This is a genomic window from Sporichthya polymorpha DSM 43042 (genome assembly GCF_000384115.1).
Classification (GTDB): domain Bacteria; phylum Actinomycetota; class Actinomycetes; order Sporichthyales; family Sporichthyaceae; genus Sporichthya; species Sporichthya polymorpha.
In genome coordinates this window covers 3,401,638-3,422,174 of the sequence record NZ_KB913029.1, presented here as the reverse complement: position 1 = coordinate 3,422,174, position 20,537 = coordinate 3,401,638, and the positions used below count along the sequence as shown (strand labels likewise).

Annotated in this window: 20 protein-coding genes; 12 read left to right on the top strand and 8 right to left on the bottom strand. The window is 70.9% G+C overall.

Going from position 1 to position 20,537, the window contains the following annotated elements; all coding sequences use genetic code 11:
• The first annotated feature begins 163 nt into the window (after nt 1-163).
• The 5 genes from SPOPO_RS0116675 (at nt 164) to SPOPO_RS32990 (ending at nt 6,963) form a co-directional block, all read left to right on the top strand.
• Nucleotides 164-895: a hypothetical protein gene (locus tag SPOPO_RS0116675; RefSeq protein ID WP_156869958.1), complete on the top strand. Its 732-nt coding sequence runs from the start codon at nt 164-166 to the stop codon at nt 893-895.
• Nucleotides 867-1,814, top strand: a complete 948-nt coding sequence (locus tag SPOPO_RS0116670; protein WP_019876074.1) for a DUF7065 domain-containing protein — start codon at nt 867-869, stop codon at nt 1,812-1,814. Before SPOPO_RS0116675 ends, SPOPO_RS0116670 begins: the two co-directional genes overlap by 29 nt.
• Nucleotides 1,811-3,436, top strand: a complete 1,626-nt coding sequence (locus tag SPOPO_RS30090; RefSeq protein ID WP_019876073.1) for a PEP-utilizing enzyme — start codon at nt 1,811-1,813, stop codon at nt 3,434-3,436. Before SPOPO_RS0116670 ends, SPOPO_RS30090 begins: the two co-directional genes overlap by 4 nt.
• Before the next feature lie 212 nt (nt 3,437-3,648).
• Nucleotides 3,649-4,755: an NDMA-dependent alcohol dehydrogenase gene (locus SPOPO_RS0116660; RefSeq protein ID WP_028984847.1), complete on the top strand. Its 1,107-nt coding sequence runs from the start codon at nt 3,649-3,651 to the stop codon at nt 4,753-4,755.
• A gap of 117 nt (nt 4,756-4,872) precedes the next feature.
• A complete protein-coding gene (locus SPOPO_RS32990; RefSeq protein WP_156869956.1) occupies nt 4,873-6,963 on the top strand; it encodes a hypothetical protein in 2,091 nt (696 codons plus the stop codon).
• A gap of 18 nt (nt 6,964-6,981) precedes the next feature.
• On the opposite strand, the gene SPOPO_RS30080 is transcribed toward SPOPO_RS32990, so the two are convergent.
• The 4 genes from SPOPO_RS30080 to SPOPO_RS0116635 form a co-directional block, all read right to left on the bottom strand.
• The gene (locus SPOPO_RS30080) at nt 6,982-7,491 is read right to left on the bottom strand and encodes a DUF421 domain-containing protein (RefSeq protein WP_019876069.1); all 510 of its coding nucleotides are present in this window, start codon (nt 7,489-7,491) and stop codon (nt 6,982-6,984) included.
• Between the two features lie 31 nt (nt 7,492-7,522).
• Nucleotides 7,523-8,473: an alpha/beta hydrolase gene (locus SPOPO_RS32985; protein WP_019876067.1), complete on the bottom strand. Its 951-nt coding sequence runs from the start codon at nt 8,471-8,473 to the stop codon at nt 7,523-7,525.
• A 160-nt stretch (nt 8,474-8,633) separates the two neighbouring features.
• On the bottom strand, nt 8,634-9,740 hold the full coding sequence (locus SPOPO_RS0116640) for a Gfo/Idh/MocA family protein (protein WP_019876066.1): 1,107 nt from the start codon (nt 9,738-9,740) through the stop codon (nt 8,634-8,636).
• The gene (locus SPOPO_RS0116635; protein ID WP_019876065.1) at nt 9,737-11,263 is read right to left on the bottom strand and encodes an acyl-CoA synthetase; all 1,527 of its coding nucleotides are present in this window, start codon (nt 11,261-11,263) and stop codon (nt 9,737-9,739) included. The genes SPOPO_RS0116640 and SPOPO_RS0116635 overlap by 4 nt, the downstream gene beginning before the upstream one ends.
• 63 nt (nt 11,264-11,326) lie before the next feature.
• Between SPOPO_RS0116635 and SPOPO_RS0116630 the strand changes: the two genes are divergently transcribed.
• Nucleotides 11,327-11,689: a metalloregulator ArsR/SmtB family transcription factor gene (locus SPOPO_RS0116630; RefSeq protein WP_028984846.1), complete on the top strand. Its 363-nt coding sequence runs from the start codon at nt 11,327-11,329 to the stop codon at nt 11,687-11,689.
• Entirely contained in the window at nt 11,686-12,174 is a 489-nt protein-coding gene (locus SPOPO_RS0116625) for an SRPBCC family protein (RefSeq protein WP_019876063.1), read from the top strand. The genes SPOPO_RS0116630 and SPOPO_RS0116625 overlap by 4 nt, the downstream gene beginning before the upstream one ends.
• Nucleotides 12,175-12,177: 3 nt before the next feature.
• On the opposite strand, the gene SPOPO_RS0116620 is transcribed toward SPOPO_RS0116625, so the two are convergent.
• Entirely contained in the window at nt 12,178-12,534 is a 357-nt protein-coding gene (locus SPOPO_RS0116620; RefSeq protein WP_019876062.1) for a DUF427 domain-containing protein, read from the bottom strand.
• Between the two features lie 63 nt (nt 12,535-12,597).
• Between SPOPO_RS0116620 and SPOPO_RS0116615 the strand changes: the two genes are divergently transcribed.
• The 5 genes from SPOPO_RS0116615 (at nt 12,598) to SPOPO_RS0116595 (ending at nt 17,564) form a co-directional block, all read left to right on the top strand.
• Nucleotides 12,598-12,984: an MmcQ/YjbR family DNA-binding protein gene (locus tag SPOPO_RS0116615; protein WP_019876060.1), complete on the top strand. Its 387-nt coding sequence runs from the start codon at nt 12,598-12,600 to the stop codon at nt 12,982-12,984.
• Nucleotides 12,981-13,877, top strand: a complete 897-nt coding sequence (locus SPOPO_RS0116610) for an aminoglycoside phosphotransferase family protein (RefSeq protein ID WP_019876058.1) — start codon at nt 12,981-12,983, stop codon at nt 13,875-13,877. The genes SPOPO_RS0116615 and SPOPO_RS0116610 overlap by 4 nt, the downstream gene beginning before the upstream one ends.
• A 168-nt stretch (nt 13,878-14,045) precedes the next feature.
• Nucleotides 14,046-15,644 (top strand): YncE family protein, encoded by a 1,599-nt coding sequence (locus SPOPO_RS0116605; protein WP_020629233.1) that lies wholly within the window; start codon nt 14,046-14,048, stop codon nt 15,642-15,644.
• A gap of 93 nt (nt 15,645-15,737) precedes the next feature.
• A complete protein-coding gene (locus SPOPO_RS0116600) occupies nt 15,738-16,250 on the top strand; it encodes a SigE family RNA polymerase sigma factor (protein WP_019876057.1) in 513 nt (170 codons plus the stop codon).
• 3 nt (nt 16,251-16,253) lie between these two features.
• Nucleotides 16,254-17,564, top strand: coding sequence for a hypothetical protein (locus SPOPO_RS0116595; protein WP_019876056.1), 1,311 nt, complete (start codon nt 16,254-16,256; stop codon nt 17,562-17,564).
• A 67-nt stretch (nt 17,565-17,631) separates the two neighbouring features.
• On the opposite strand, the gene SPOPO_RS0116590 is transcribed toward SPOPO_RS0116595, so the two are convergent.
• From SPOPO_RS0116590 to SPOPO_RS0116580, 3 genes are read right to left on the bottom strand one after another with little or no spacing between them, the layout of a single operon-like run.
• The gene (locus SPOPO_RS0116590; RefSeq protein WP_019876055.1) at nt 17,632-18,075 is read right to left on the bottom strand and encodes a cupredoxin domain-containing protein; all 444 of its coding nucleotides are present in this window, start codon (nt 18,073-18,075) and stop codon (nt 17,632-17,634) included.
• 16 nt (nt 18,076-18,091) lie between these two features.
• Nucleotides 18,092-18,661 carry a hypothetical protein gene (locus tag SPOPO_RS0116585; RefSeq protein ID WP_019876054.1) on the bottom strand — a complete coding sequence of 190 codons (570 nt, stop codon included), beginning with the start codon at nt 18,659-18,661 and terminating at the stop codon, nt 18,092-18,094.
• 26 nt (nt 18,662-18,687) lie between these two features.
• Nucleotides 18,688-20,505, bottom strand: a complete 1,818-nt coding sequence (locus SPOPO_RS0116580; RefSeq protein ID WP_019876053.1) for a hypothetical protein — start codon at nt 20,503-20,505, stop codon at nt 18,688-18,690.
• Between the last annotated feature and the right edge of the window lie 32 nt (nt 20,506-20,537).

Here is a 20,537-nt window from a genome sequence, read left to right as displayed (position 1 = left end):
CCCCGTCTGTCGGACACCGGGTCTGGACTATCTGTAGCGGATGTTCAATACTGAAAGTCCGTTACAGAAACGCCCGCGGGATGACGTCCCCTGCGGGCGCTTGTCAGCCCGCCCGGGGGCTGACACGGACCCCCTGCGGGACGTCATCCCACGGAGGTTGGGCATGGCTATGGGGCCGAATGTGTTCGCGCAGAAGCTGTGCATCCATCTGACCGGGCTGTTCTTCGTCCTCGTGGGCGGCGCGTTCGCGGTGGCGGGGTGGGTCCCGCCGTTCTCCCCCGACGGGTCGTTCGAGGAGCTGGCGAACAACTTCCGCGACCAGGACAACGTCCGGATCGCGGCGGCGATGTTCTTCTTCGGCGGGGCGGTGTTCGTCTTCCCGACCGTCGCGATCGCCGGCCAGCTGCGCCGGATCGAGGGCACCGCCCGGCCGGTCATGACCTGGGCTCAGCTGCTCAGCGGCGCCGTCGGTGTCCTCGGCATCCAGATCGCCGCGGCCATCTGGCTCGCGATCTCCTTCTACGACGGCAGCAGCGACGACGTCGTGTCGACGATGAACGCGATGGCGTGGTTCTTCATCCTCGGCGCGGTCGCGCCGGCGGTGTTCCAGAACATGGCGATCGCAACCGTGGTGCTCTCCGGGGACGGCGCGGTGTACCCACGCTGGATCGGCTACCTGAACCTGTACTGCGCGCTCGGACTGACGCTCGGGGTGCTGACGCCGTTCTTCAAGGACGGTCCGTTCGCGTGGAACGGCATCGTCGGGTTCTGGGTCGTGGCCGTCGACTTCTTCGTCTGGATGTTCGTCATGTGGTGGGCCACGGTCCGCGCCATCGACACCGACCGCGGCGAGGAGGTGCCGGCCGATGGGCGGCGGGTTGCGGTACACGTCTGAGGACGAGGGCAACCACACGCCCGGCTCCGATCCCTGGTGGCAGGAGAGCGTCTTCCTGCACTGGTTCGACCCGGCGGCCGGTGTGGGCGGCGTGCACCGGATCGGGCAGGAGGTCCCCCAGGACACCTCCGCGCTGTGCTGCTTCGTCTTCGACCGCGAGGCGCGGTACCGCCGCGTCGAGCGCGTCCCCCTGCTCGCCCCCGACACGCCACGCGGCTTCCGCGCCGGCGGCAGTACGTGGGACGTCGAGGACGGCCGGCCGCGCCTGCGCGTGAAGGAGGACGGGCTCGCGCTCGACCTCGTGATGGAGAACTTCTACGACCTCACCGACTTCTTCCCCTCCGGTGGGTCGATGGTCGAGGACTTCGCCAAGCACCACTACGAGACCTCCGGCCGGGTGCGCGGGACGGCGGTGCTGCAGGGCCGCAGCTACGAGATCGACGGCCTCTGCCACCGCGACCACTCGTGGGGTCCGCGCCGCTGGGACCAGCTGTTGTCCCACCGCTGGGTCTCGGGGACGATCGGCCCCGAGCTCTCGTTCGGCTCGATGGCCTGGCACGCGGCCGACAACAGCGTCGTCCAGATCGGGTACGTCGTCCGCGACGGTGAACTGGTGCTCGCGACGAACGTCGACGTCCTCGCCTACATGGAGGTCGACGCCCTCACCCACCGCGGCGGCGAGGTGTACTGGACGCTGGCTGACGGGTCGTCACTGTCGGCGCGGTGCACGGTCGTCGACGGCGTGGTCACCGGCAACCACGGGGTGGTCTGGGTCGACTCCCTGTGCGAGGTGATCCTCGACGACGGCCGCACCGGCTACTGCGACTTCGAGCTGTCCACCAACCCGCGCGCCGGCACCCGGGACATCGGTCTCGCCGTGCGCGCCGCCCTGCACAACGGATGGAGCACCCGCACATGAGTTCCGCGTCCGACAACCCGGTCCACGCCACCTCCTCCCCCACGACCCGCTGGTCACGGGCGAACTTCGCCGAGGCGATCCAGGGCGTGCAGACCCCGCTCGGGTGGACGTACTGGGACTACGTCATGGAGATCTCCGTGCGCCGCGCCTTCGGGCGCATGGGCGTGTTTCCCCGGAGCCAGCTCAAGATGCCCACGTCGGTCGACGAGAAGTTCGCCGCCGCGTTCTTCGGCCGCCCGGCCGGCAACGTGCGGACGATGTGGCTGATCGGCGAGGCGATGCCGGGCACCTCCGGTGACGCCGTCGTCGAGCAGATGTTCGGCGAGCGCCGTCCCGAGGGCGCCCGGAAGAAGGACTCCGCGGGCAAGCGGCGGTACCCGATCGTCGCGGTGAAGTTGCCGCTGTGCGCCCGGTGGGCCGCGAAGACCTTGCGCCCGATCCTCGCCGACCAGCGGCAGTGGTGGCACCAGTCGGTGATCGTGTCCCCGCCCAAGGACCAGGCGTCCGCGATCGCGCTGCTGAAGCGCTCGGCGGAGGAGTTCATCCGCGTCGGTGAGCGGCACGCGTCGATGACCCTGATCGGCCAGGGCATCGCCGAGCAGATCGAGGCCCTCGCGCAGTCGGCGTGGGGCAGCCGCGACCGCGCCGCCGACCTGATGACCGGCTACGGCTCCATGGAAGAGACCGAGCTGATGGGCGACCTGTGGGAGGTCGCGCAGAACCAGCTCTCGCTCGACGACTTCCTCGCCCGCCACGGCTACCACGGGCCCGACGAGGGCAACCTCGCGAGCACGATCTGGCGCGAGGACCCCAAGCCGGTTCAGCGGATGATCGACCAGTACCGCAGTGCGTCCGTCGCGCACCCCAAGGCGAAGGAGGCGGCGCAGATCACGCGCCGCGAGGCCACGGAGGCCGACCTGCTCGCCGCCCTCGGTCGGGGCAAGCGCTCCAAGGCGAAGCTGCTGCTCAAGCTCGGACGCTCGTTGATCCCGATGCGCGAGGTCGGCAAGGCCGGCTTCCTCCACGCGATCGACGGGGCGCGCTGCGCGGCTCGCGTGCTCGGCGACGACCTCGTCGCGAAGGGCTTCCTCGACGCGCGCGACGACGTCTTCTTCCTGACCTACTCCGAACTGATCGCGGGCGTCAGCACCCCGCAGCAGGAACTCGTCGCCGAGCGCAAGGCGAACCACGCGCAGTACCAGACCCTCGACGTCCCCCAGGCCTGGACGGGTAACCCGACCGCCGAGGTCGCCACCCCGAAGGCGTCGGACGCCCCGGTCGCCGGCGTCGAGCAGATCACCGGCATCGGCGTCTTCGGCGACGAGGAGGTCACCGGCCGCGCCCGCGTCGCTCTCGACCCCGCCGCCGTCGACCTCGAGCCCGGCGACATCCTCGTCTGCCGCACCACCGACCCGAGCTGGACACCGCTGTTCCTCGTCGCCGAGGCCCTCGTCATCGACACCGGCGGGCAGATGAGCCACGGCGCGATCGTCGCCCGCGAGCTCGGCGTCCCCTGCGTCATCAACACGCTCACCGGGACCCGCGACATCCCCGACGGCGCCCACCTCACCGTCAACGGCACCACCGGCGTCGTCACGATCCGCCAGACCGAACCCGCCTGACCATCTCCCTATCGCAGCTTCACTGGCTGGGGCCTCTCCTCACCGGCCGGTCCGCCTGGTGCAGCGGGGGCTCGCCTGGTGAAGTGCGCGGGGTGGCTGGTGAGGTCGGGGCACAACCGAGGGGCGGGGTGTTGGGTCCCCCGCCCTGGAGCGGAGGGCTCCGAGGTGGTGTTATCGGATCCGACACCACCGGTGAGTGAGTGAGGAGCGGGATGAAGACGCGAGCAGCAGTGCTCTGGGAGCTCGGCGGCAAGTGGGAGGTCGAGGAGATCGACCTGGATCCGCCGAACGCGCACGAGGTGCAGGTCAAGATGGTCGCGAGCGGGCTGTGCCACTCCGACGAGCACCTCGTCACCGGCGACATCCCGATCGCCCTGCCGGTGCTCGGCGGGCACGAGGGCGCCGGGATCGTGACCGAGGTCGGCGAGGGCGTCACCGACGTCGAGGTCGGGGACCACGTCGTCATGAGCTTCCTGCCCTCCTGCGGCAAGTGCTCCTACTGCGCCCGCGGCATGACGAACCTCTGCGACAGCGGCGCGGCGCTCATCCTCGGCCCGCAGCTCGACGGGACCTGGCGGTTCCACGCGCGCGGCGAGGACGTCGGCCAGATGTGTCTGCTCGGCACATTCACCGAGCACACGGTCGTGCCGGACCAGTCGGTCGTGAAGATCGACGACGACATCCCGCTGGAGAAGGCCGCGCTCGTCGGCTGCGGCGTCCCGACCGGGTTCGGCAGCGTCGTCCGCACCGGTGCGGTGAAGCCGGGTGACACGGTCGTCGTCATGGGCATCGGCGGCATCGGCATCAACGCCGTGCAGGGCGCGCGGATCGGCGGGGCGCGGAACATCGTCGCCATCGACCCGGTCGAGTTCAAGCGCGAGAAGGCCATGGAGTTGGGCGCGACGCACGCGGTCTCCGACGTCGACGAGGCGTGGACGATCGTCGCCGAGCTGACCCGCGGCCAGCTCGCCGACATCTGCGTCATCACGACCGACGTCGCCGAGGGCGACTACATCGCGCCGGCGCTCTCCCTGGTCGGCAAGCGCGGCAAGGTCGTCGTCACCGCCATCGGTCACCCCGACCAGATGGAGATCAAGACCAACCTGTTCGAGCTGACGCTCTACGAGAAGCAGATCCTCGGCTCGCTGTTCGGCTCGTCGAACCCGCGGCACGACATCCCCCGCATCCTGGAGATGTACCGCGCCGGGCAGCTCAAGCTCGACGAGCTCGTCACCCGCGAGTACACCCTCGACGAGATCAACCAGGGCTACGAGGACATGCTCGCCGGCAAGAACCTGCGCGGTGTGATCCGGTTCTGATCCGGTCGCCGATCTGACGGCAGCCGACGCAAATACCCGCGCAGCGCCCCCGCCTCCCCAATACTGGTGATCTTGGTTTTCGGCCCGGACGGGCCGAGGGGAAGCGGGGGCGTTCGCATGTCTGCACGGTTGCGCCGTGGTCCGGGCCGGGTTCGACTGACCGCGGCCACCGCGGCGCTTGCCCTCGTCGCCCTCGCGGCCGGCTGCAGCAGCGACGACGACAACGATGGCTCCCCCGGCGCGACCGGCGCCCCGGCCCCCGGCGGGGGCAAGACCGCCGCGGTGCAGCTGCCCGACGGCTGCACCACGGTCATCGACGCCGAGAGCCCGGCCGAGGTCTCGGTCGCGGTCAGCTCCGCGCTGTTCACCTCCGCCCCGGTCGTGGTCGTCGCCCCGGCCGAGGGCCCCGGCCTCACCGCCGCCACCCAGGCCGGCCGCGACGCGAACGCCCCGGTCCTGGTCACCGACCTCACCGGCGGCAGCGAGACCGGCGGCGAGACCGGCGGCGAGACCGCCTCCCCGACGAGCGCCGCGACCACCGCGGCCGTCTCCCTCGAGACCGACACCGCCGACTGCGCCGCTCCGCCGGCGACCGCGATCCCCACCGCCGACCCGAGCGCGAGCCCGTCGGCCGCCGGCAGCCCCTCCGCGACCGCCTCCCCGACGGCGACGTCCACGGAGTCGGAGACGGAGTCCGACGAGACGGACGAAAACGACGAGACCGACGAAACCGACGACGCGGTCGCCACCGCGACGCCGTCGATGACCCCGGCCGCGTTCTCGGTCGCGGCCGCGGGGTCGTCGTCGTGCCTCGACGCGCTCGAGGAGACCGCCGGCGCTGAGGGCACCGCGACCCCCGCCCCGAGCGAGACCGCGACCGCGTCCCCGACCGAGACCGCGACCCCGACCGAGACCGCGACCCCGACCGAGACCGCGACCCCGACCGACACGGCGGCCCCGACCGAGACCGCGACGGAGACACCGACCGAGACCCCCGCGGTCCCGGTGAACGTGCCGCTGGACCCGACGGTCGCGGCGGAGATCCAGCGGCTCTCGCCGGAGGCGGTGCTGGCGACCGACCCGGCGGTGGCGACGAAGGTCCGGGAGGCGCTGCCGGGGGTGAAGGTCGTCGAGAACGCGGCCGACCTGCCGCGGACGTCGGCCCCGGCCGGGCTGTCCGGGCTCGCGGTCCTCGTTCCCGCCGAGGAGGACCTGCGCGCCGGTGCCCTGGCGGCGCAGACCTCGGCGACCGTCGCCGGCGCGAACGTCGTGGGCGTCACCGACGGCGACCCGCGCGCGGGCGAGTGCGCCGTCCAGGCGCTGTTCTCGGCGAAGCCGACGAAGGTGCTCGGCGTCGGGGACATCGGGTCGGCCGACCGGCTCTCGGACCGCATGGCGGTCGTCGGCACCGGCGTCGAGCTGCCCGGCGGCGGCCAGGTGTTCTTCCCCGGTCGGCGGCTGATCGCGATGTACGGCTACCCGGGCGCGCCGGAGCTCGGTGTCCTCGGCGCGCAGGGCATCGAGGCCAGCATCGCCCGCGCGAAGAGCATCGCCGACCTCTACGACGGCGTCTCCGACCAGCCGGTCATCCCGACGTTCGAGATCATCACGACCGTCGCGCAGGGCGTGCCCGGCAGCGACGGCGACTACTCGGCCGAGTCCGGCCTGGACAAGATCCGGCCGTGGATCGAGCAGGCCGACGCGGCGGGCATGTACGTCATCCTCGACCTGCAGCCGGGCCGCACGGACTTCCTGACGCAGGCCAAGCGCTACGCCGAGTTGCTCAAGCACCCGCACGTCGGGCTGGCACTCGACCCCGAGTGGCGGCTCAAGCCCGGCCAGGTGCACCTGCGCCAGATCGGCAGCGTGGACTCCTCGGAGATCAACCGCGTCATCGACTGGCTCGCGGACCTGACGGCCGAGAACAACCTGCCGCAGAAGCTGCTCGTCCTGCACCAGTTCAGCCTGACGATGATCACGAACCGCGCGGCGCTGGACACCTCACGGGACGAGCTCGCGCTGTTGATCCACATGGACGGCCAGGGTGAGCCGATCGCCAAGGAAGGGACCTGGCGCATCGTCACCAACACCGTGCCGGACGAGATCTGGATGGGCTGGAAGAACTTCTACAAGAAGGACACCCGGCTCATGAGCCCGACCGAGACGCTGGACCGGGAGCCGGTCCCGGTCATGATCTCCTATCAGTGACCATCGCCTGACGCGCCGTCAGCGCCACCCGTCGACACCCGTGAGGACGTCGGCGGTGGCCTGGCCGGGGCGCAGGATGCTGATCGTCCCGGTCCGCTCGACGATCGCCACCCCCACGTCGGCGTAGGACCCGATCCCGGCGCGGCGCAGGGCCGCGCGCAGGTCGTCCTCGGACAACTGGGCGCTGCGGAGCGCGTCCGAGAGGACCTGGCCGTCCTTCATCACGAGCACCGGTCCCCCGCCGAGCAGGAGGTCGACGCGGGGACTGCCGAGCAGCTGACGCGTTCCCGTGTGCAGGACGAACAGCGTCGCGAGGCCCAGCACACCGGCCGGCAGCGACGGCGTGTACCCGAGGATGGCGCGGCCCATGATCGAGCCGAGGCACAGCCCGAGCGCGAGGTCATAGGCCGACACCGCGGCCACCAGGCGCCGCCCGGCGAGCCGGATCAGCGCGAGCACGGCGACGTACATCCCGGTCGCGGTCAGGACGACGGCGGCGGCTTCTTCCCAGTTCAGCGTGTAGTCCACGGCGCCAACTCTTTCGCACCCGCCCGCGCGTTCAGCGCAGCCGGGTCGCCAGCCAACTCAGGGCGAACTCGCTGATCCGCGGCCAGTACGCCGCCCCGTGCTGGTCGCCGGCGAGGACCTTCAGCGTCGACGGGACGCCGACGCCGCGCGACCGGGCCGCGAACTCCCGCGCCTGTGCGGTGTCGAAGGGGTTCTCCCCCTCGGAGTGGAACAGCAGCGACGGCACGTCGCGACGGTTCAGCGCCGCGGCCGGCGTCGCGTCGCGGTAGACGTCCGGGCATTCGGTCGGGTCGCAGCGCAGCAGCTTGTCCTGCACGACCGCGTCCTCGAAGTCCGGCGCCTGCTTGGTCACCGTCACCGGGTTGAGCAGGCCGGACAGGACGACCACGCCCCGGAAGCGGTCCCGGCCGTCGCCCGCGGTCGCGACCGCGGCCGCGATGTGCCCGCCCGCGGACGAGCCGAGCAGCGCCATCCGTCGACGGTCGATGTTGAAGCGGTCGGCGTTCCGGCGCAGGTAGGACACGGCCGCGCTGACGTCGTCGCGCTGCGCCGGCCAGCGGGCCTGCGTCGCGAGCCGGTAGTTCACCGCCACCGCGACGTAACCCTGGCGCGCGAGCTCGCGGGCCATCGGGGCCATCGACGCCCGACTCCCCCGCGTCCACGCCCCGCCGTGGACCAGCACGACCGTCGGCAGCTTCGCGCCGGTCCGCCCCACCTCGGCGGGCGGCAGGTACACGTCGAGGGTCGACGCCGTCCCGTGGTCCCCGTAGCGGTGGGTCGCCTTCGGGGTGGTTGGCTTCGCCGGCCCCTCCGCTCGCGCGCCCGGCTTCTGTGTCTGCTTCGTCTGCTGCTTCGCCCGGGACTCCGGCGCCGCCACCCCGGGATCCGGCCCCCACCCGCCGGTCGCGGCGTTCCCGGGCGCGGGGAGACCGGTCAGCAACAGGCCGGTCAGTACCGCCGTCCCGACGCGCGCACGCCACATCTGCCCGGATCCCCCTCGCACCGCGACCCCCCGCGGCGAGAGGAATCCTGGCGGTGCGCGGACCCGCGCCGTACCCCGTTGCTCCCGAATGTCCGGCGCTGCCCCGAAACAAGTTCCACCGTCCGGGCGAACGGGGTCCGGCGTGTCGTGCGCGGCGCCGTCAGGACGCGCAGCGCTGCCGGGTTCCGGTGTCGGCGGCCGCCTGGACGGCGTCGAGCATCCGGTGCCGGCGCAGGGCGTCGGCGAAGGTCGGGGTGCGGTGGCCGCCGTCGTCCAGGTCGCGGAGCAGGCCGGCGTAGGCCTGCGCGACCGTGTACGCCGGGCCGCCCCGCCCGTGCGGCACGAGCTCGTAGCCGCCGGGGATCTCGACCGGGCTCAGGACCTTGTCGTCACCCGTCGCCTTCAGCAACTCGACCATGCCGAACTGCAGGTGGCCGTGGACGCCGGCGAACACGAGCTCGCCCTGAGTCCCGCTGATGATCCAACGGAGCTTCTGGTCGCGCGTGCTCCCGCCACGGAAGTGGACGTTGACGACGGCGCCGTTCGCCAGCGTGCCGGTGATCGCCACCTGGTCGGGGGCGGTCATCGTCATCGCCTCGCCGGTCTCGACGTGGTGCACCGTCGGCTGACGGGTCGTCACGGTCGCGGCGACCTCGGCGAACTCACCCAGCGTCCAGGCAAGCGCGTCGACGGCGTGCCCGACCGGCACGGTGAGCAGGGTGGCCCCGTTCGCCGCGTCGATCAGGTACTCGCCGCCGGGACGGACGCTGCCGCCCCACTCCCCGCCGACACCCACGAGCGTCGACGAGAGCACCTCCCCGATCTCCCCGGTGGCGATCAGGTCGGCCGCGTGCCGGATCGCCGGCGTGGCCCGCGCCTGCAGCCCGACCCAGGCGTCGACGCCCCGCTCGGCGGCTTCGGCGGTGAGTGCCTCGGCCTCCGCGGTGCCGTTGCCCAGCGGCCACTCGCACAGGACCTTCTTGCCGTGCGCGATCGCGTGCCGGACCAGCTCGGCGTGGTACGGCACCTTGACGGTGATGACGACGAGGTCGACGTCCGGGTGCGCGGCGAGCTCGGCGGCGTCGGCGCACGCGATCGGAACCTCGTGCGCTTCCGCCGCCGCCTTGCCGCTGGCCGCCGAGCTGGCGCTGGCCGCGCGCAGCTCGAGGCCGGGGATCGCGCGGATCGCCGGGACGTGCGCGGTCCCGGCCCAACCGCGAGCGGCGGACAGACCGACGATGCCGACGCCCAGAGGAGCCGGGCTCACGCGGTCTTCTCCTTCAGCAAGCCCTTCTGCAGCTTGCCCGTGGCCGTTCGTGGCAGCGTGTCCCGGAACTCCCACACGCGCGGGATCTTGAAGCCGGCGATCTTGTCGCGGAGGAAGGTCATCAGCTCCTCCTCCAGCTCCGGGCCGGGCGTCGCGCCGGGAGCGGCCTGGACGAACGCCTTGACCCGCTCGCCCATCTCCGGGTCCGGGATGCCGATGACCGCGACGTCGTCGACCGACGGGTGCAGCGCGAGCGCGTCCTCGATCTCCTGCGGGTAGATGTTCACCCCGCCACTGATGATCATGAAGGCCTTACGGTCCGTCAGGTAGAGGAAGCCCTCGGCGTCGACGTAACCCATGTCGCCGACCGTCGTCCACGTCGGGTGCTCCGGGTGCTGCGCGCCCTTCGTCTTCGCCGGGTCGTTGTGGTACTCGAACGGGAGCTCGTCGCGCTCGAAGTAGACGTCGCCGGGTTCCCCGACGTCGCAGAGCGACCCGTCCTCGCGGCAGATCCGCAGGACGCCGAGCGCCGCGCGGCCGACGGTGCCGGGGTGGGCGAGCCAGTCCTGCGGGGTGACGAACGTCAGGCCGTTGGACTCGGTGGAGGCGTAGTACTCGTGGATGACCGGGCCCCACCAGTCGATCATCTGCTGCTTGACCTCGACCGGGCACGGCGCGGCCGCGTGGATGGCGATCTTCAGGCTGGAGACGTCGGCGGCGCTCCGCACCGACTCGTCGAGCTTGAGCATGCGGACGAAGTGGGTCGGCACCCACTGACTGTGCGTCACGCGGTGCTTCTCGATGAGCTCGAGGGAGCGCTGCGCGTCGAACTTCTCCATCATCACGACCGTGCCGCCGAGGGACTGGACGCCGGCGCAGAAGCGCAGCGGCGCGGCGTGGTACATCGGAGCGGGCGAGAGGTAGACGGTCGAGTCGTCGAACGCCCACAGCATCTTGAGCAGCGGGGTGATGACGCCCGGGTCGTCGGCCGCGAGGGTGCCGGGGATCGGCAGCTTGACGCCCTTGGGGCGGCCGGTGGTGCCACTGCTGTACAGCATGTCGGCGCCGCGGGGCTCGTGCTCGAGCCGCTCGGGGGTGCTCCCGGCGAGCGCGGTCTCGTAGTCGTCGTAGCCGTCGACCGCGCCGATGGCGAGCTTGAAGTCGAGCTGGGGGCACCGCTTCGCGACCTCGGCCGCGAGGTCGGCGAGGTCGGAGTGCACGACCAGCGAGCGGGCGTTCGCGTCGTTGACGATGTAACTCGCCTCGTCCGCGGAGAGGTTGAAGTTGATCGCGGTGACGTAGAGACCCGAGCGCATCGCCGCCCAGTAGATCTCCAGCACCTCGGCGGTGTTCGGCAGCAGCATGGCGACGCCGTCGCCGGTGCGCAGCCCGGCGGCGTGCCACCACTGGGCGAGGCGGTTCGAGCGTTCGTCGAGCTCGCGGTAGGTCACGGTCCTGCCGGTGCCGGCCACGATCAGGGCGGGCTTGTCCGGCGTCGTCTTCGCATGGGTTCCCGGGTACATGGCTGCACGCTATCCAAGGCCCTGCTCTTGCGTCGGCGCTGGTCCTGGTCTATATACAACCGTATGGTTGTAGATCGGGCGGACGTGGATCTGCTCTTCCACGCCCTGGCGGACGCGACGCGCCGCGACATCGTGCGCCGCACCCTGGACGGATCCCACTCCGTCTCCGCCCTGGCCCGCGAGTACCCGATGAGCTTCGCCGCCGTGCAGAAGCACGTGGCCGTGCTGGAGCGGGCGGGCCTGGTGACCAAACAACGACGCGGCCGCGAGCACCTGGTGGCGGGCAACCCCGACGCCCTCGCCGCCGCCCGCGACGCCCTGGACCGACTCGAACTGGTGTGGCGCGACCGCGTCGCCCGGATGGCGGACCTCCTGGCCGCCGACCCTTCCCCCGACAACTCTCCCGACGACGAGGACTTCACATGACCGTCACCTCCGTGGCCAAGGACGCTGCCACCCGCACGATGACGCTGACCGCCGAGTTCGACGCCCCCGTCCCGCGGGTGTGGCAGCTGTACGCCGACCCGCGCCAGCTGGAGCAGTGGTGGGGCCCGCCGACCTATCCGGCGACCGTGGTCGACCACGACCTGTCGCTCGGCGGGACCGTCCGGTACTTCATGACCGGGCCGGAGGGCGACAAGTCCTGCGGGTACTGGATCGTGCGCGCCGTCGACGCCCCGCACTCGCTGGAGTGGGAGAACGGCTTCGCGACCGACGACCTCTCCCCGGACCGCTCGATGCCCGTCATGACGATGCGCATGACCCTCGCCCCGCGCCCCGGCGGCGGGACCGTGATGACGATCGCGACCACCTTCGAGACCGCCGAGAACATGACCTGGTGCCTGGAGATGGGCATGGAGGAAGGGATGTCCTCCGCCGTCGGGCAGATCGAGGCGGTGCTCGCGGGCTGAGGGCTACTGCCGCTCGTCGTCGAGGTAGAGGTCGACCTTCTCGTTGTAGAAGCACACGAGGCCTGCAATGTCCGCGCGCTCCGGCTTCGGGTCTACGTAGCTCCACACGATGTCCGGGTAGGTCTGTTCCCCCACCCGTAGCGACCAATACGACGCGTCGCCCTTGAACGGGCAGTACGTCGAACTGTCGGTGGGAGTCAGCAGGTCCATCCGTACGTCCTCGCGCGGCAGGTAGTACCGCGCCGGCGCGCCGGTCTCGGACAGGATCCGGGGCCGGCGGGACTCCGCGACGACCACGCCGTCGACCTCGACCCGGACATGGCGCGTGGACTGCTCGACATCGATCTGGTGCAACTTCATACCGACGCAACTACCCGGGTCCGTCCAGACATTCCGGCGGGCCCGCGGGATAACGTCCCGTCCATGGCGACCATCCGTGACGTCGAGAAGGTCATCGCCCGGCTGCCCGAGGTGACCGAGGGGCTGCGGTTCGGGCACCAGACCTGGAACGTCGGCAAGAAGGCCTTCGCGTGGGAGCGGCCGTTCAGCAAGGCGGATCTCAAGCGCTTCGGTGACGAGACTCCGCCGGACGGCGACATCCTCGCCGTCACGACCGCGGACGTCGGCGAGAAGGAGGCGCTGCTCTCCGCGCACCCGGGCCCGCTGTTCACGATCCCGCACTTCGACAACTACCCCGCGGTGCTCGTGCACCTGAGGTCGACGCCGGTCAAGCTCCTGCGCGAGGTCGTCGAGGACGGGTGGCTCGCCGTCGCCCCGCGCAAGCTCGCCGAGCAGTACCTGCAGCGTTGACGCTCGACATCCCCGACGCGCTGCGCCCCGCCGGGGGCGCGGACCCCTGGAACGACTGGCTCGCCGTGCTGCCGACACGGGTCGAGGAATTGCTCGGCGAGTGGGCGTTGGCGGTCGACGGCTCGCCGATCGCCGGACGGCTGTCGCTGGTGGTCCCGGTCCGGACCGAGGACGGCCGCGCCGCCATGCTCAAGGTCGGGTACCCGCACGAGGAGGCCGCGCTCGAACACCTCGCTCTCCGCTACTGGGGCGGGACCGGGGCGGTGGAACTGCTCCGTGCGGACCCGCACCGGTTCGCGCTGCTGCTCGAGCGCGCCGGCCCGGAGGATCTGACGGAGCGTTGGGAGCTCGAGGCGTGCGAGATCGTCGGCGAGCTGTACGGACGCATCCACGTCCCCGCTCCCCCGCAGTTCGCGACCCTCCCCGATCAAGTGCTGCGCTGGACCGAGCAGCTGCGGGCGTTGCCGGGCGGCCTGCCGCCGCGGCTGGTGGAGCAGGCGATCTCGCTCGGGACCGATCTTGCCGCCGATCCCGCGAGCGTCGGGACGCTGATCCACACCGATCTGCACTACGAGAACGTCCTCGCCGCCGACCGCGACCCGTGGCTGGTCATCGACCCCAAGCCGCTCTCCGGCGACCCCCACTACGAGATCGCCCCGATGCTGACGAACCGCTGGGACGAGGTCGCGGGCCAGGTCCGCGCCGCCGTCCGCCGCCGCTTCGACACCCTCGTCGACGTCGCCGGGTTCGACGAGAACCGCGCCCGGGCCTGGGTGATCGTCCGCGTCGTCCACAGCGCCGCCTGGGCCCTCACGGAAGGAGGCGCCGGCGGCGTCGACGCCCACGAGTGGCTGACCCGCTGCGTCGCCGTCGCCAAAGCGGTCCAGGGCTGACGCCCCCCGTTGAACAAGGGGTGCCGTCACCCCTTGTTCAATGCCGAGCCGGACGGCGGAGGGGGATCCGACCGAACGGAGGAGCAGGGCGCGCACGGGATCCCCCGAAGATGGACATGTCGGTCACAGGGGGTCGGGGACGTGCGGTTTCGTGTACTTGTTCCGGGTGTGGCGGCGCTCGCCGTGCTGGCGGGCGGACTTGCCGTCCCGGCGGCCGCGGCCGAGCTCGCCCAACCGACGTTCTACTTTTCGCACCAGGAGACGCCGGTCGCGGTGAAGGCGCCCGCGACGCTGGCCACCGCGGGCGATCGCGTCTTCGTGGGTGACCGCGAGGGTCGCCGGGTGCTCGTCCTCGACCGCAACGGCGCCCAGGTCGCGACCATCGCGGATCAGTCCGTGCCGCAGTCGATGACCCCGTCCTCCGACGGCACCAAGGTCTACGTGACGCTGAATCGGGCCGTCAGCGTGCTCGACGTCGCCACGGCCACCGAGACCGCGCGCTACGAGTTGGGCACGGCGGTTCACGAGACCGCGTTCAGCAACGGCCGGATGTACTACTCCTTCTTCGGGGACGGTCGGTATCAGGTGGCCAGCATCGACCTCGCGAGCGAAGCCGCGCCCGTTCCGGCACTGACCGACCTGCCCTCGGTGCCGCAACTGTCCGGCACGGCGACGCACCTCGTCGTCGGACTGGACCGCGAGGTCGAGACCGTCACGAGCTACGCCACGGCGGCGGACGGCACGGTGTCCAAGGCGGCGGCGTACTCGCCGACGTTCGCGCCCTGGGAGGTCGCGGACCTGACGGCGAGTCCCGACGGGAGCCGCGTCGCGGTGCGGCGCGGGGGCCACATCGACGTCCGGACGCTCCCCAGCCTGGCGCCGGCGCATGAGCTCACCGACAACGCGCCCGTGGGCGCGGTCTACTCCCCGGACGGCAGCCGGCTCTTCGTCGGGGCGGCCTACGAGACGACGGTCCGGATGTACCACGCCGGCACCGGCGGCATGCTTTGGCAGCGGTACAGCGCGGACGGCCACAACGGGTGGAGCGAGACCGTGAACGACCGACGCGTTGTGCCCGGAGCGGTGGCGTTCTCCCCCGACGGGTCCAGCGTCTACGCGCTCACCGTCGACTTCAGGAACGAGAACGTCCGGCTCTTCCGCAGCGCCACCATGCCGGGGACCGCGCCGGCGATCTCGTTGTCGTCGCAGGCCACCTACGGCCGGCCGACCACCGTGACCGTGTCCGTTCCGGGCGTGAAGTCCGGGGTGGTCGAACTGATCCTGAAGGCGTACGGCAACGAGCGATCGCTCGGCAAGGCGACCGTGGTCAACGGCGTCGCGCGGCGGACGATCTCCGGCGCCACATCCGGCCCCGTGCAGGCGTACTTCCTCGGCAACACCAACCTGCTCCCGCGGATGTCCGCGACCGTCGACGTCAAGCTGGCCAGCCGCGTCTCGATCGCCATGAAGGGGAAGCAGAAGGTCGTGAAGGGGGTCCACAAGTACGCCCAGCACTCCGACGTCCGCGTGAAGATTCGCCTCGAACCGCAGAAGGCGACCACCGTCCTCGTCACCCTGTGGAAGTGGCACAAGGGGAAGTGGCGCACCGACGGCTACACGAAGCAGCGGACCGACCACCGCGGACACCTGACCCTGGTCTTCAACAACCGGGTGAAGGGCAAGCTGTCGTTCACCGCGTACTTTCAGGGCAACAAGAAGACCGCCGAGTCCGGGATCAGCGGTCCCGTGTTCACGATGGCGAAGTGACGCGAGGACTCCATCCGGAAACGAGTCGCGGAGTAAGGCAACCTGGGACGGCACCCATTCCGTAGAGACGGATGACCGAAGGGGGTCACCGGGGTGGGATCCGACCGGAACGCCGAGGCGGAGTTCGCGGCGTTCGTGCTGAGTGCGCAGCGCCGGCTGCGGCGTGTCGCGTACCTGGTGTGCGGGGACTGGCACCGGGCCGAGGACATCGTCCAGACGGCGTTGGCGCAGGTGTACGCGCGCTGGGACCGGATCCGCCGCGAGGACGGGCCGGAGGGCTACGCCCACCGCGCCGTGGTCAACGCCGCGATCGACGAGCGGCGGCGGCCGTGGCGTCGGGAACGTGCGACCGACGTCCTGCCCGACCGAGCCACTCCGCCCGCCGACGACGGCATCACGCCGGCGGTCCTGGCGGCGCTGGCGACGCTGCCCCGCCGGCAGCGCGCCGTCGTGGTGCTGCGCTACGTCGAGGACCTCGACGTCGAGCAGACCGCCGCGATGCTCGGGATCTCCCCGGGGACGGTCAAGAGCCAGGCCGCCAAGGGCCTGGCGTCCCTGCGGGCGCACCTGTCCGGTGTCCCCGCCGACGCGAGAACGGGTGAGTAGGCCATGACGGGACCGCTGGCACCACACAACGACGACGGCGTCGTGGAACTCCTCCGCGCCGCCGGGCACGGCGGGGGCGACCCCTCCCCCGCCGACGTGCACCGCGCCGTCGCCGCCGGACGGAGGATCCGCCGCCGACGCCAGACCGCCCAGGTCCTGGGCTCCGGCCTCGCGATCGTCGCGGTCCTCGGCGTCGGCATCACCACGGTCAGCGCCCTGAACGACAACGACGGCACCCCTGTGACCACCGCCGACGACCCCGGCCCGACCCAGCCCGGCCCGGCCGCCGGGAGCAACGCCGCCCTCGCCGCCGGCTACCTCGCGGAGGACCTCGGCGACCGCTGGGTGAACAAGGACGGCACCGTCCGCCTCGACCCGACGAGCAAGGCGGCCGAGGGACTCCCCGACGGCGGCTACGCCGCGACCGCGTACGCCGAGATCGTCAGCCGCTCGGCGTTTCACCAGGTCTGTGACGGCGCCGGCGGCAAGCTGCCGTGCGAGGAGATGACGACCTCCGACGGCGCGACGCTTCATCTCTGGAACTGGGCCGATCACGACCTCACGACCGGGGAGGTCCGCGGCGAGGCCGCCGCCTACCGGGCCCTGGACTCCGGGAAGTACCAGCTCATCGGGATCAAGCTCGACGGCCCGGAGATCCCCGCCGCCCAGCGAGACGCGCACCTCAACGCCGTCAAGTCCTGGTACGACGCCCAGGAGGACGGGCTCCGCACGGCCGTCACCGACACCCGTATCGAGAACTCGTTGACCATCGAGCCGAGCCTGGCGGAGGTCGTTCTGGCCCGGAACGCGAACGTCACTCTTCTGATGGAGGCGTTGGGAGCAGACTTCCGCGTGAACGTTCGGGGAGAGCGGCCTGGCGCGATCCTGCGCGCGGGATCACCGGCTGCGGCCGACCTTCCGGCCGGTTACGAAGCTGCTGCCGAGATCTGGGTCAAGGCACCCACCGAGGGCGCGGTCAAACTGGAGGACCTCTGCACGCCGCTGACCGAGAACGGGCTGCGGCGGTCGGGGTGCACGGTGGTGACGACCGCCGACGGCCGAACGGTGCAGATCCAGACCCGGGAGTGGATGCCGACGGCGGGGTCGAACACCTCCGCCTACTCCGCGCTGTTCGCGTTCCTCGACCGCGGGGACGGATCGTTCGTCGAGGTGCGCATGACTGCGACGGACACCACCGACCGTCCGAGCACCGCGCGTCAGGAAGCGGCCGCGGCCTGGCTGGCGAAGTACCGCGACACCCTGGCCGGGGTCGCCGCCGACCCCGAGGTCGAGCCGGGACCCGCTCAGGGCTGAGGGGCCCGCGCCCACAACGAAGGGGCGGTAGCCGGCCGCTACCGCCCCTTCGTGCTGGGTCGAGGAGCTACTCGACGACCAGCGTCCCCCGCATGGACGGGTGGACCTGACACACGAACTCGTACCTGCCCTTGGGCAGCTTCTCGGTGCCGTTCACCTGCTTGACCTGCATCCAGTCGACCAGCCCGCTGCTGAAGCGGGTGGGCGGGCAGTCCTTGCCCGCGCCCGGCTTGTAGGGCGGGGCGGTGCAGCCGGGGATGTACTCGTCGATGCTGTGCGACGGGATGCCCTGCACGACGTCGTAGTTCCCGAACTTGAACGTGCCGCCCTGCGGGATGTGGATCTCGTTGGACGGGAAGTAGCTCCAGCCCGACGCGAACGTGTCGGCCGGGTGGGGCTGGGTCGTGAAGTCCTCGATCGGGTCGGCCGAGGCGTTGCCGGGAACGGTCGCGAGGCCGAGTGCGAGGAAGAACGCCCCGCCGAGGCCCCCGTAACGGGTGGTCTTCTTCATGGAGTCTCCCTTTCCGCTACGAGACCGAGAACGACGGGAAGGTCACGCGCGCACCCTCGAGGGGACGCGACCCGGCCAGACCCAGGACGAAGGGGTGCGGCAGGCAGCCCGCGTGGACCTGAAGCCCCGTCAGGACCCGCACCGTCTCGCCGGCCTTGGACTTCTTGAACAGCGGCACCTCGACGGACCCGCTCTCGTAGTACTTCGGCCCGAACGCGGCCTTGTGCCCGAGCACACGGCCGTTCGAACCCATCACGATGACGTCGATGATCGGGTGCTCGGTCATGATCGCGTCGACGTAGTCGACCCGCACCATCGACGCCGGGCTGTTCGTCACCTGCTCACCGACGAGCGTGGCCCGCGGGCCCTCGCCGACGCAGTGAACGGTGCCCGCCTGCCGGGTGTTGTGCTGGAAGATCGTGATCTCGCCGGTGCCCGCGTCGACCTGGTGGAACGTCGACGCATCGCCGTTGGCCGGCCCGGCCTTCCAGGACGCCGTGGCGTTGGCCGAACTCGCCTCCGCGGGAGCGATCGACCCGGCCACCAGCAGGGCGGCCGCGATCGCTGTCGTGCCGATCCGGAACATGGAGCGCCTCCTGTCTGGTGTGGGGGTCACGGGGTGTACTCGGGCGAGTTGACGTAGCGCCAGAACTCGCGACGTGTACGCGGCCCGATGATCTGGTTGCTGCGGAACGTCGCCATCTCACGGGGCGTCATCGGGTTGAGGATGTACGCATCGCGCATGGCCTGGACCTGGTCGGTCGAGATCTTGCCGCGGTGCGCGTCGGGGTCCATCCCGTAGGCCTTGGCGGCGTTGCGGCCGAGGATGCCGTTGCGGATGCTGCGCTCCGGGTGGGCCTTGTTGTCCGTCGGCCAGCCCTTCACGTTCGGGTGCTTCTTCGTGTAGCTCGACGGGGCCAGCGCGTTCTTGCGCGGGTCGAAGCGGTCGCCGTCGAGGCCGTAGGGCAGGTTGTAGAACTCCTTCGCCTCGTCGCTGAACTGGAGCGCGCGCATCGTGACGAACTGGGGCTGCGGGTTGCCGTACCAGATGCAGTCCGTGCCGAGCACGATCCGCTCGGGGCCGACGTAGGTGATGAGCTTGCCCAGCAGGTGCGCGGCCTGGTCGGCGTCGTTCATGACGTTCCACCAGACGGAGCCGAGCTCGGCGTACATGTTCTTCGTGTTGCCGTGCTCCATGCCCGGCTTGACGAACTGCGTCGCGTCCCAGGCGTTCTCGCGGAGGCTCTTGATGAACGCGTCCACGCTGCGGTTCGAGGAGTTGACCTTCTCGTCACCGGGGTACGCCGTCATGTACTCGCCGTCGTAGCCGCAGTGGTACGTGTAGAAGGCCACGTCGGGGTACATACGGCCGATCACCCCCATGTCGCGCGGGGAGAACTTGGCCGAGTCGAAGGTGCCGTTGAAGGCCAGACCCTTGTGGGTGCAGATGACCTTCGGCCGGTCGTAGCGCTCGCAGATCATGCGGATGTGCTCGACGATCGCGATGCCGTTGTCGTCGTCGAACCACCAGCCGTTCATCGGCGGCGCGCTGCCGAGCGGCGGCGGCGTCCCGAAGGTGGAGTCACCCCAGCCGCAGTACAGCTTCCAGCCGTAGATCGGCATGTTCTTGGCCGCCTGCTCCATCCAGGCGAAGTCCTCGGCCTGGTGGATCGGCGTCATGCCGTTGCGGATGAACCCACGGTTCGGCTGGGCGAACGCGTGCATGAAGCAGCGCTCGGACTTGGAGAGGTTGTTCGCGAGGTCGACGGTCTCCTTCGCGTACGCCACCGGGAGGATGTTCGTCGCGTCCGGGAGATTGGGCAGCGCGGTCAGCAGGCTGACCGTCGTCGAGGAGTCGAGGAACATCTCCTTGAAGTAGTGGTAGCGGCCGAGGTTCTCGATCCAGTCGAGCTCGCCGCCAAAGCCGAAGCCGCGCAGCTCCCCGTCGTCGACGCCCGGCATCTGGCCCATGGCCTGCGAGGTCCACAGCTGCAGGAACTGGCCGAAGCCGGGATTCTCGGTGCGCCACCGGCCGGCGGCGTCGAGGTGGTGGCCCTGGGTGTCGAGGATGAACTCGCCGGGGAGGTTGGCCAGCTGCGCGCCGGGGTTCTCCAGGTCGACGGCTTCCTCGCCGGGGATGCCGTCGTTGGCGAAGGCGTAGCTGCCCCACCGTCCCGCGGTCACCTGGTTGATCGCCCAGACGCCGATGGCGTACCCCGCGGCGGTGCGAACGAACGAGCGACGGTCCATGTTGAACCGACGACGCCAGTGCTCAACCGCCTCGTCCTGCAGCGCCATGATCTGAAGCTGCTTCTTGGTCGGCGGCTTGGGGACGTACTCGCCGTTCGAGGCCGGCATGACGTCGATCGGGACGTCCTCGGGGACGTCCGGCCAGGTTTCCTTCCAGGGCAACTTCGGGGCTTTGGCCATCAGGCGCGCTCCTTACCGGAGGATCGACGAAG

Excerpts from the sequence above, each read along its gene's own strand:
- SPOPO_RS0116675 (WP_156869958.1), top strand. The coding sequence starts at position 164 with ATGGCTATGGGGCCGAATGTGTTCGCGCAGAAGCTGTGCATCCATCTG.
- SPOPO_RS0116670 (WP_019876074.1), top strand. The coding sequence starts at position 867 with ATGGGCGGCGGGTTGCGGTACACGTCTGAGGACGAGGGCAACCACACG.
- SPOPO_RS30090 (WP_019876073.1), top strand. The coding sequence starts at position 1,811 with ATGAGTTCCGCGTCCGACAACCCGGTCCACGCCACCTCCTCCCCCACG.
- SPOPO_RS0116660 (WP_028984847.1), top strand. The coding sequence starts at position 3,649 with ATGAAGACGCGAGCAGCAGTGCTCTGGGAGCTCGGCGGCAAGTGGGAG.
- SPOPO_RS32990 (WP_156869956.1), top strand. The coding sequence starts at position 4,873 with ATGTCTGCACGGTTGCGCCGTGGTCCGGGCCGGGTTCGACTGACCGCG.
- SPOPO_RS32985 (WP_019876067.1), bottom strand. The coding sequence starts at position 8,473 with ATGTGGCGTGCGCGCGTCGGGACGGCGGTACTGACCGGCCTGTTGCTG.
- SPOPO_RS0116635 (WP_019876065.1), bottom strand. The coding sequence starts at position 11,263 with ATGTACCCGGGAACCCATGCGAAGACGACGCCGGACAAGCCCGCCCTG.
- SPOPO_RS0116630 (WP_028984846.1), top strand. The coding sequence starts at position 11,327 with ATGGTTGTAGATCGGGCGGACGTGGATCTGCTCTTCCACGCCCTGGCG.
- SPOPO_RS0116625 (WP_019876063.1), top strand. The coding sequence starts at position 11,686 with ATGACCGTCACCTCCGTGGCCAAGGACGCTGCCACCCGCACGATGACG.
- SPOPO_RS0116620 (WP_019876062.1), bottom strand. The coding sequence starts at position 12,534 with ATGAAGTTGCACCAGATCGATGTCGAGCAGTCCACGCGCCATGTCCGG.
- SPOPO_RS0116615 (WP_019876060.1), top strand. The coding sequence starts at position 12,598 with ATGGCGACCATCCGTGACGTCGAGAAGGTCATCGCCCGGCTGCCCGAG.
- SPOPO_RS0116595 (WP_019876056.1), top strand. The coding sequence starts at position 16,254 with ATGACGGGACCGCTGGCACCACACAACGACGACGGCGTCGTGGAACTC.
- SPOPO_RS0116590 (WP_019876055.1), bottom strand. The coding sequence starts at position 18,075 with ATGAAGAAGACCACCCGTTACGGGGGCCTCGGCGGGGCGTTCTTCCTC.
- SPOPO_RS0116585 (WP_019876054.1), bottom strand. The coding sequence starts at position 18,661 with ATGTTCCGGATCGGCACGACAGCGATCGCGGCCGCCCTGCTGGTGGCC.
- SPOPO_RS0116580 (WP_019876053.1), bottom strand. The coding sequence starts at position 20,505 with ATGGCCAAAGCCCCGAAGTTGCCCTGGAAGGAAACCTGGCCGGACGTC.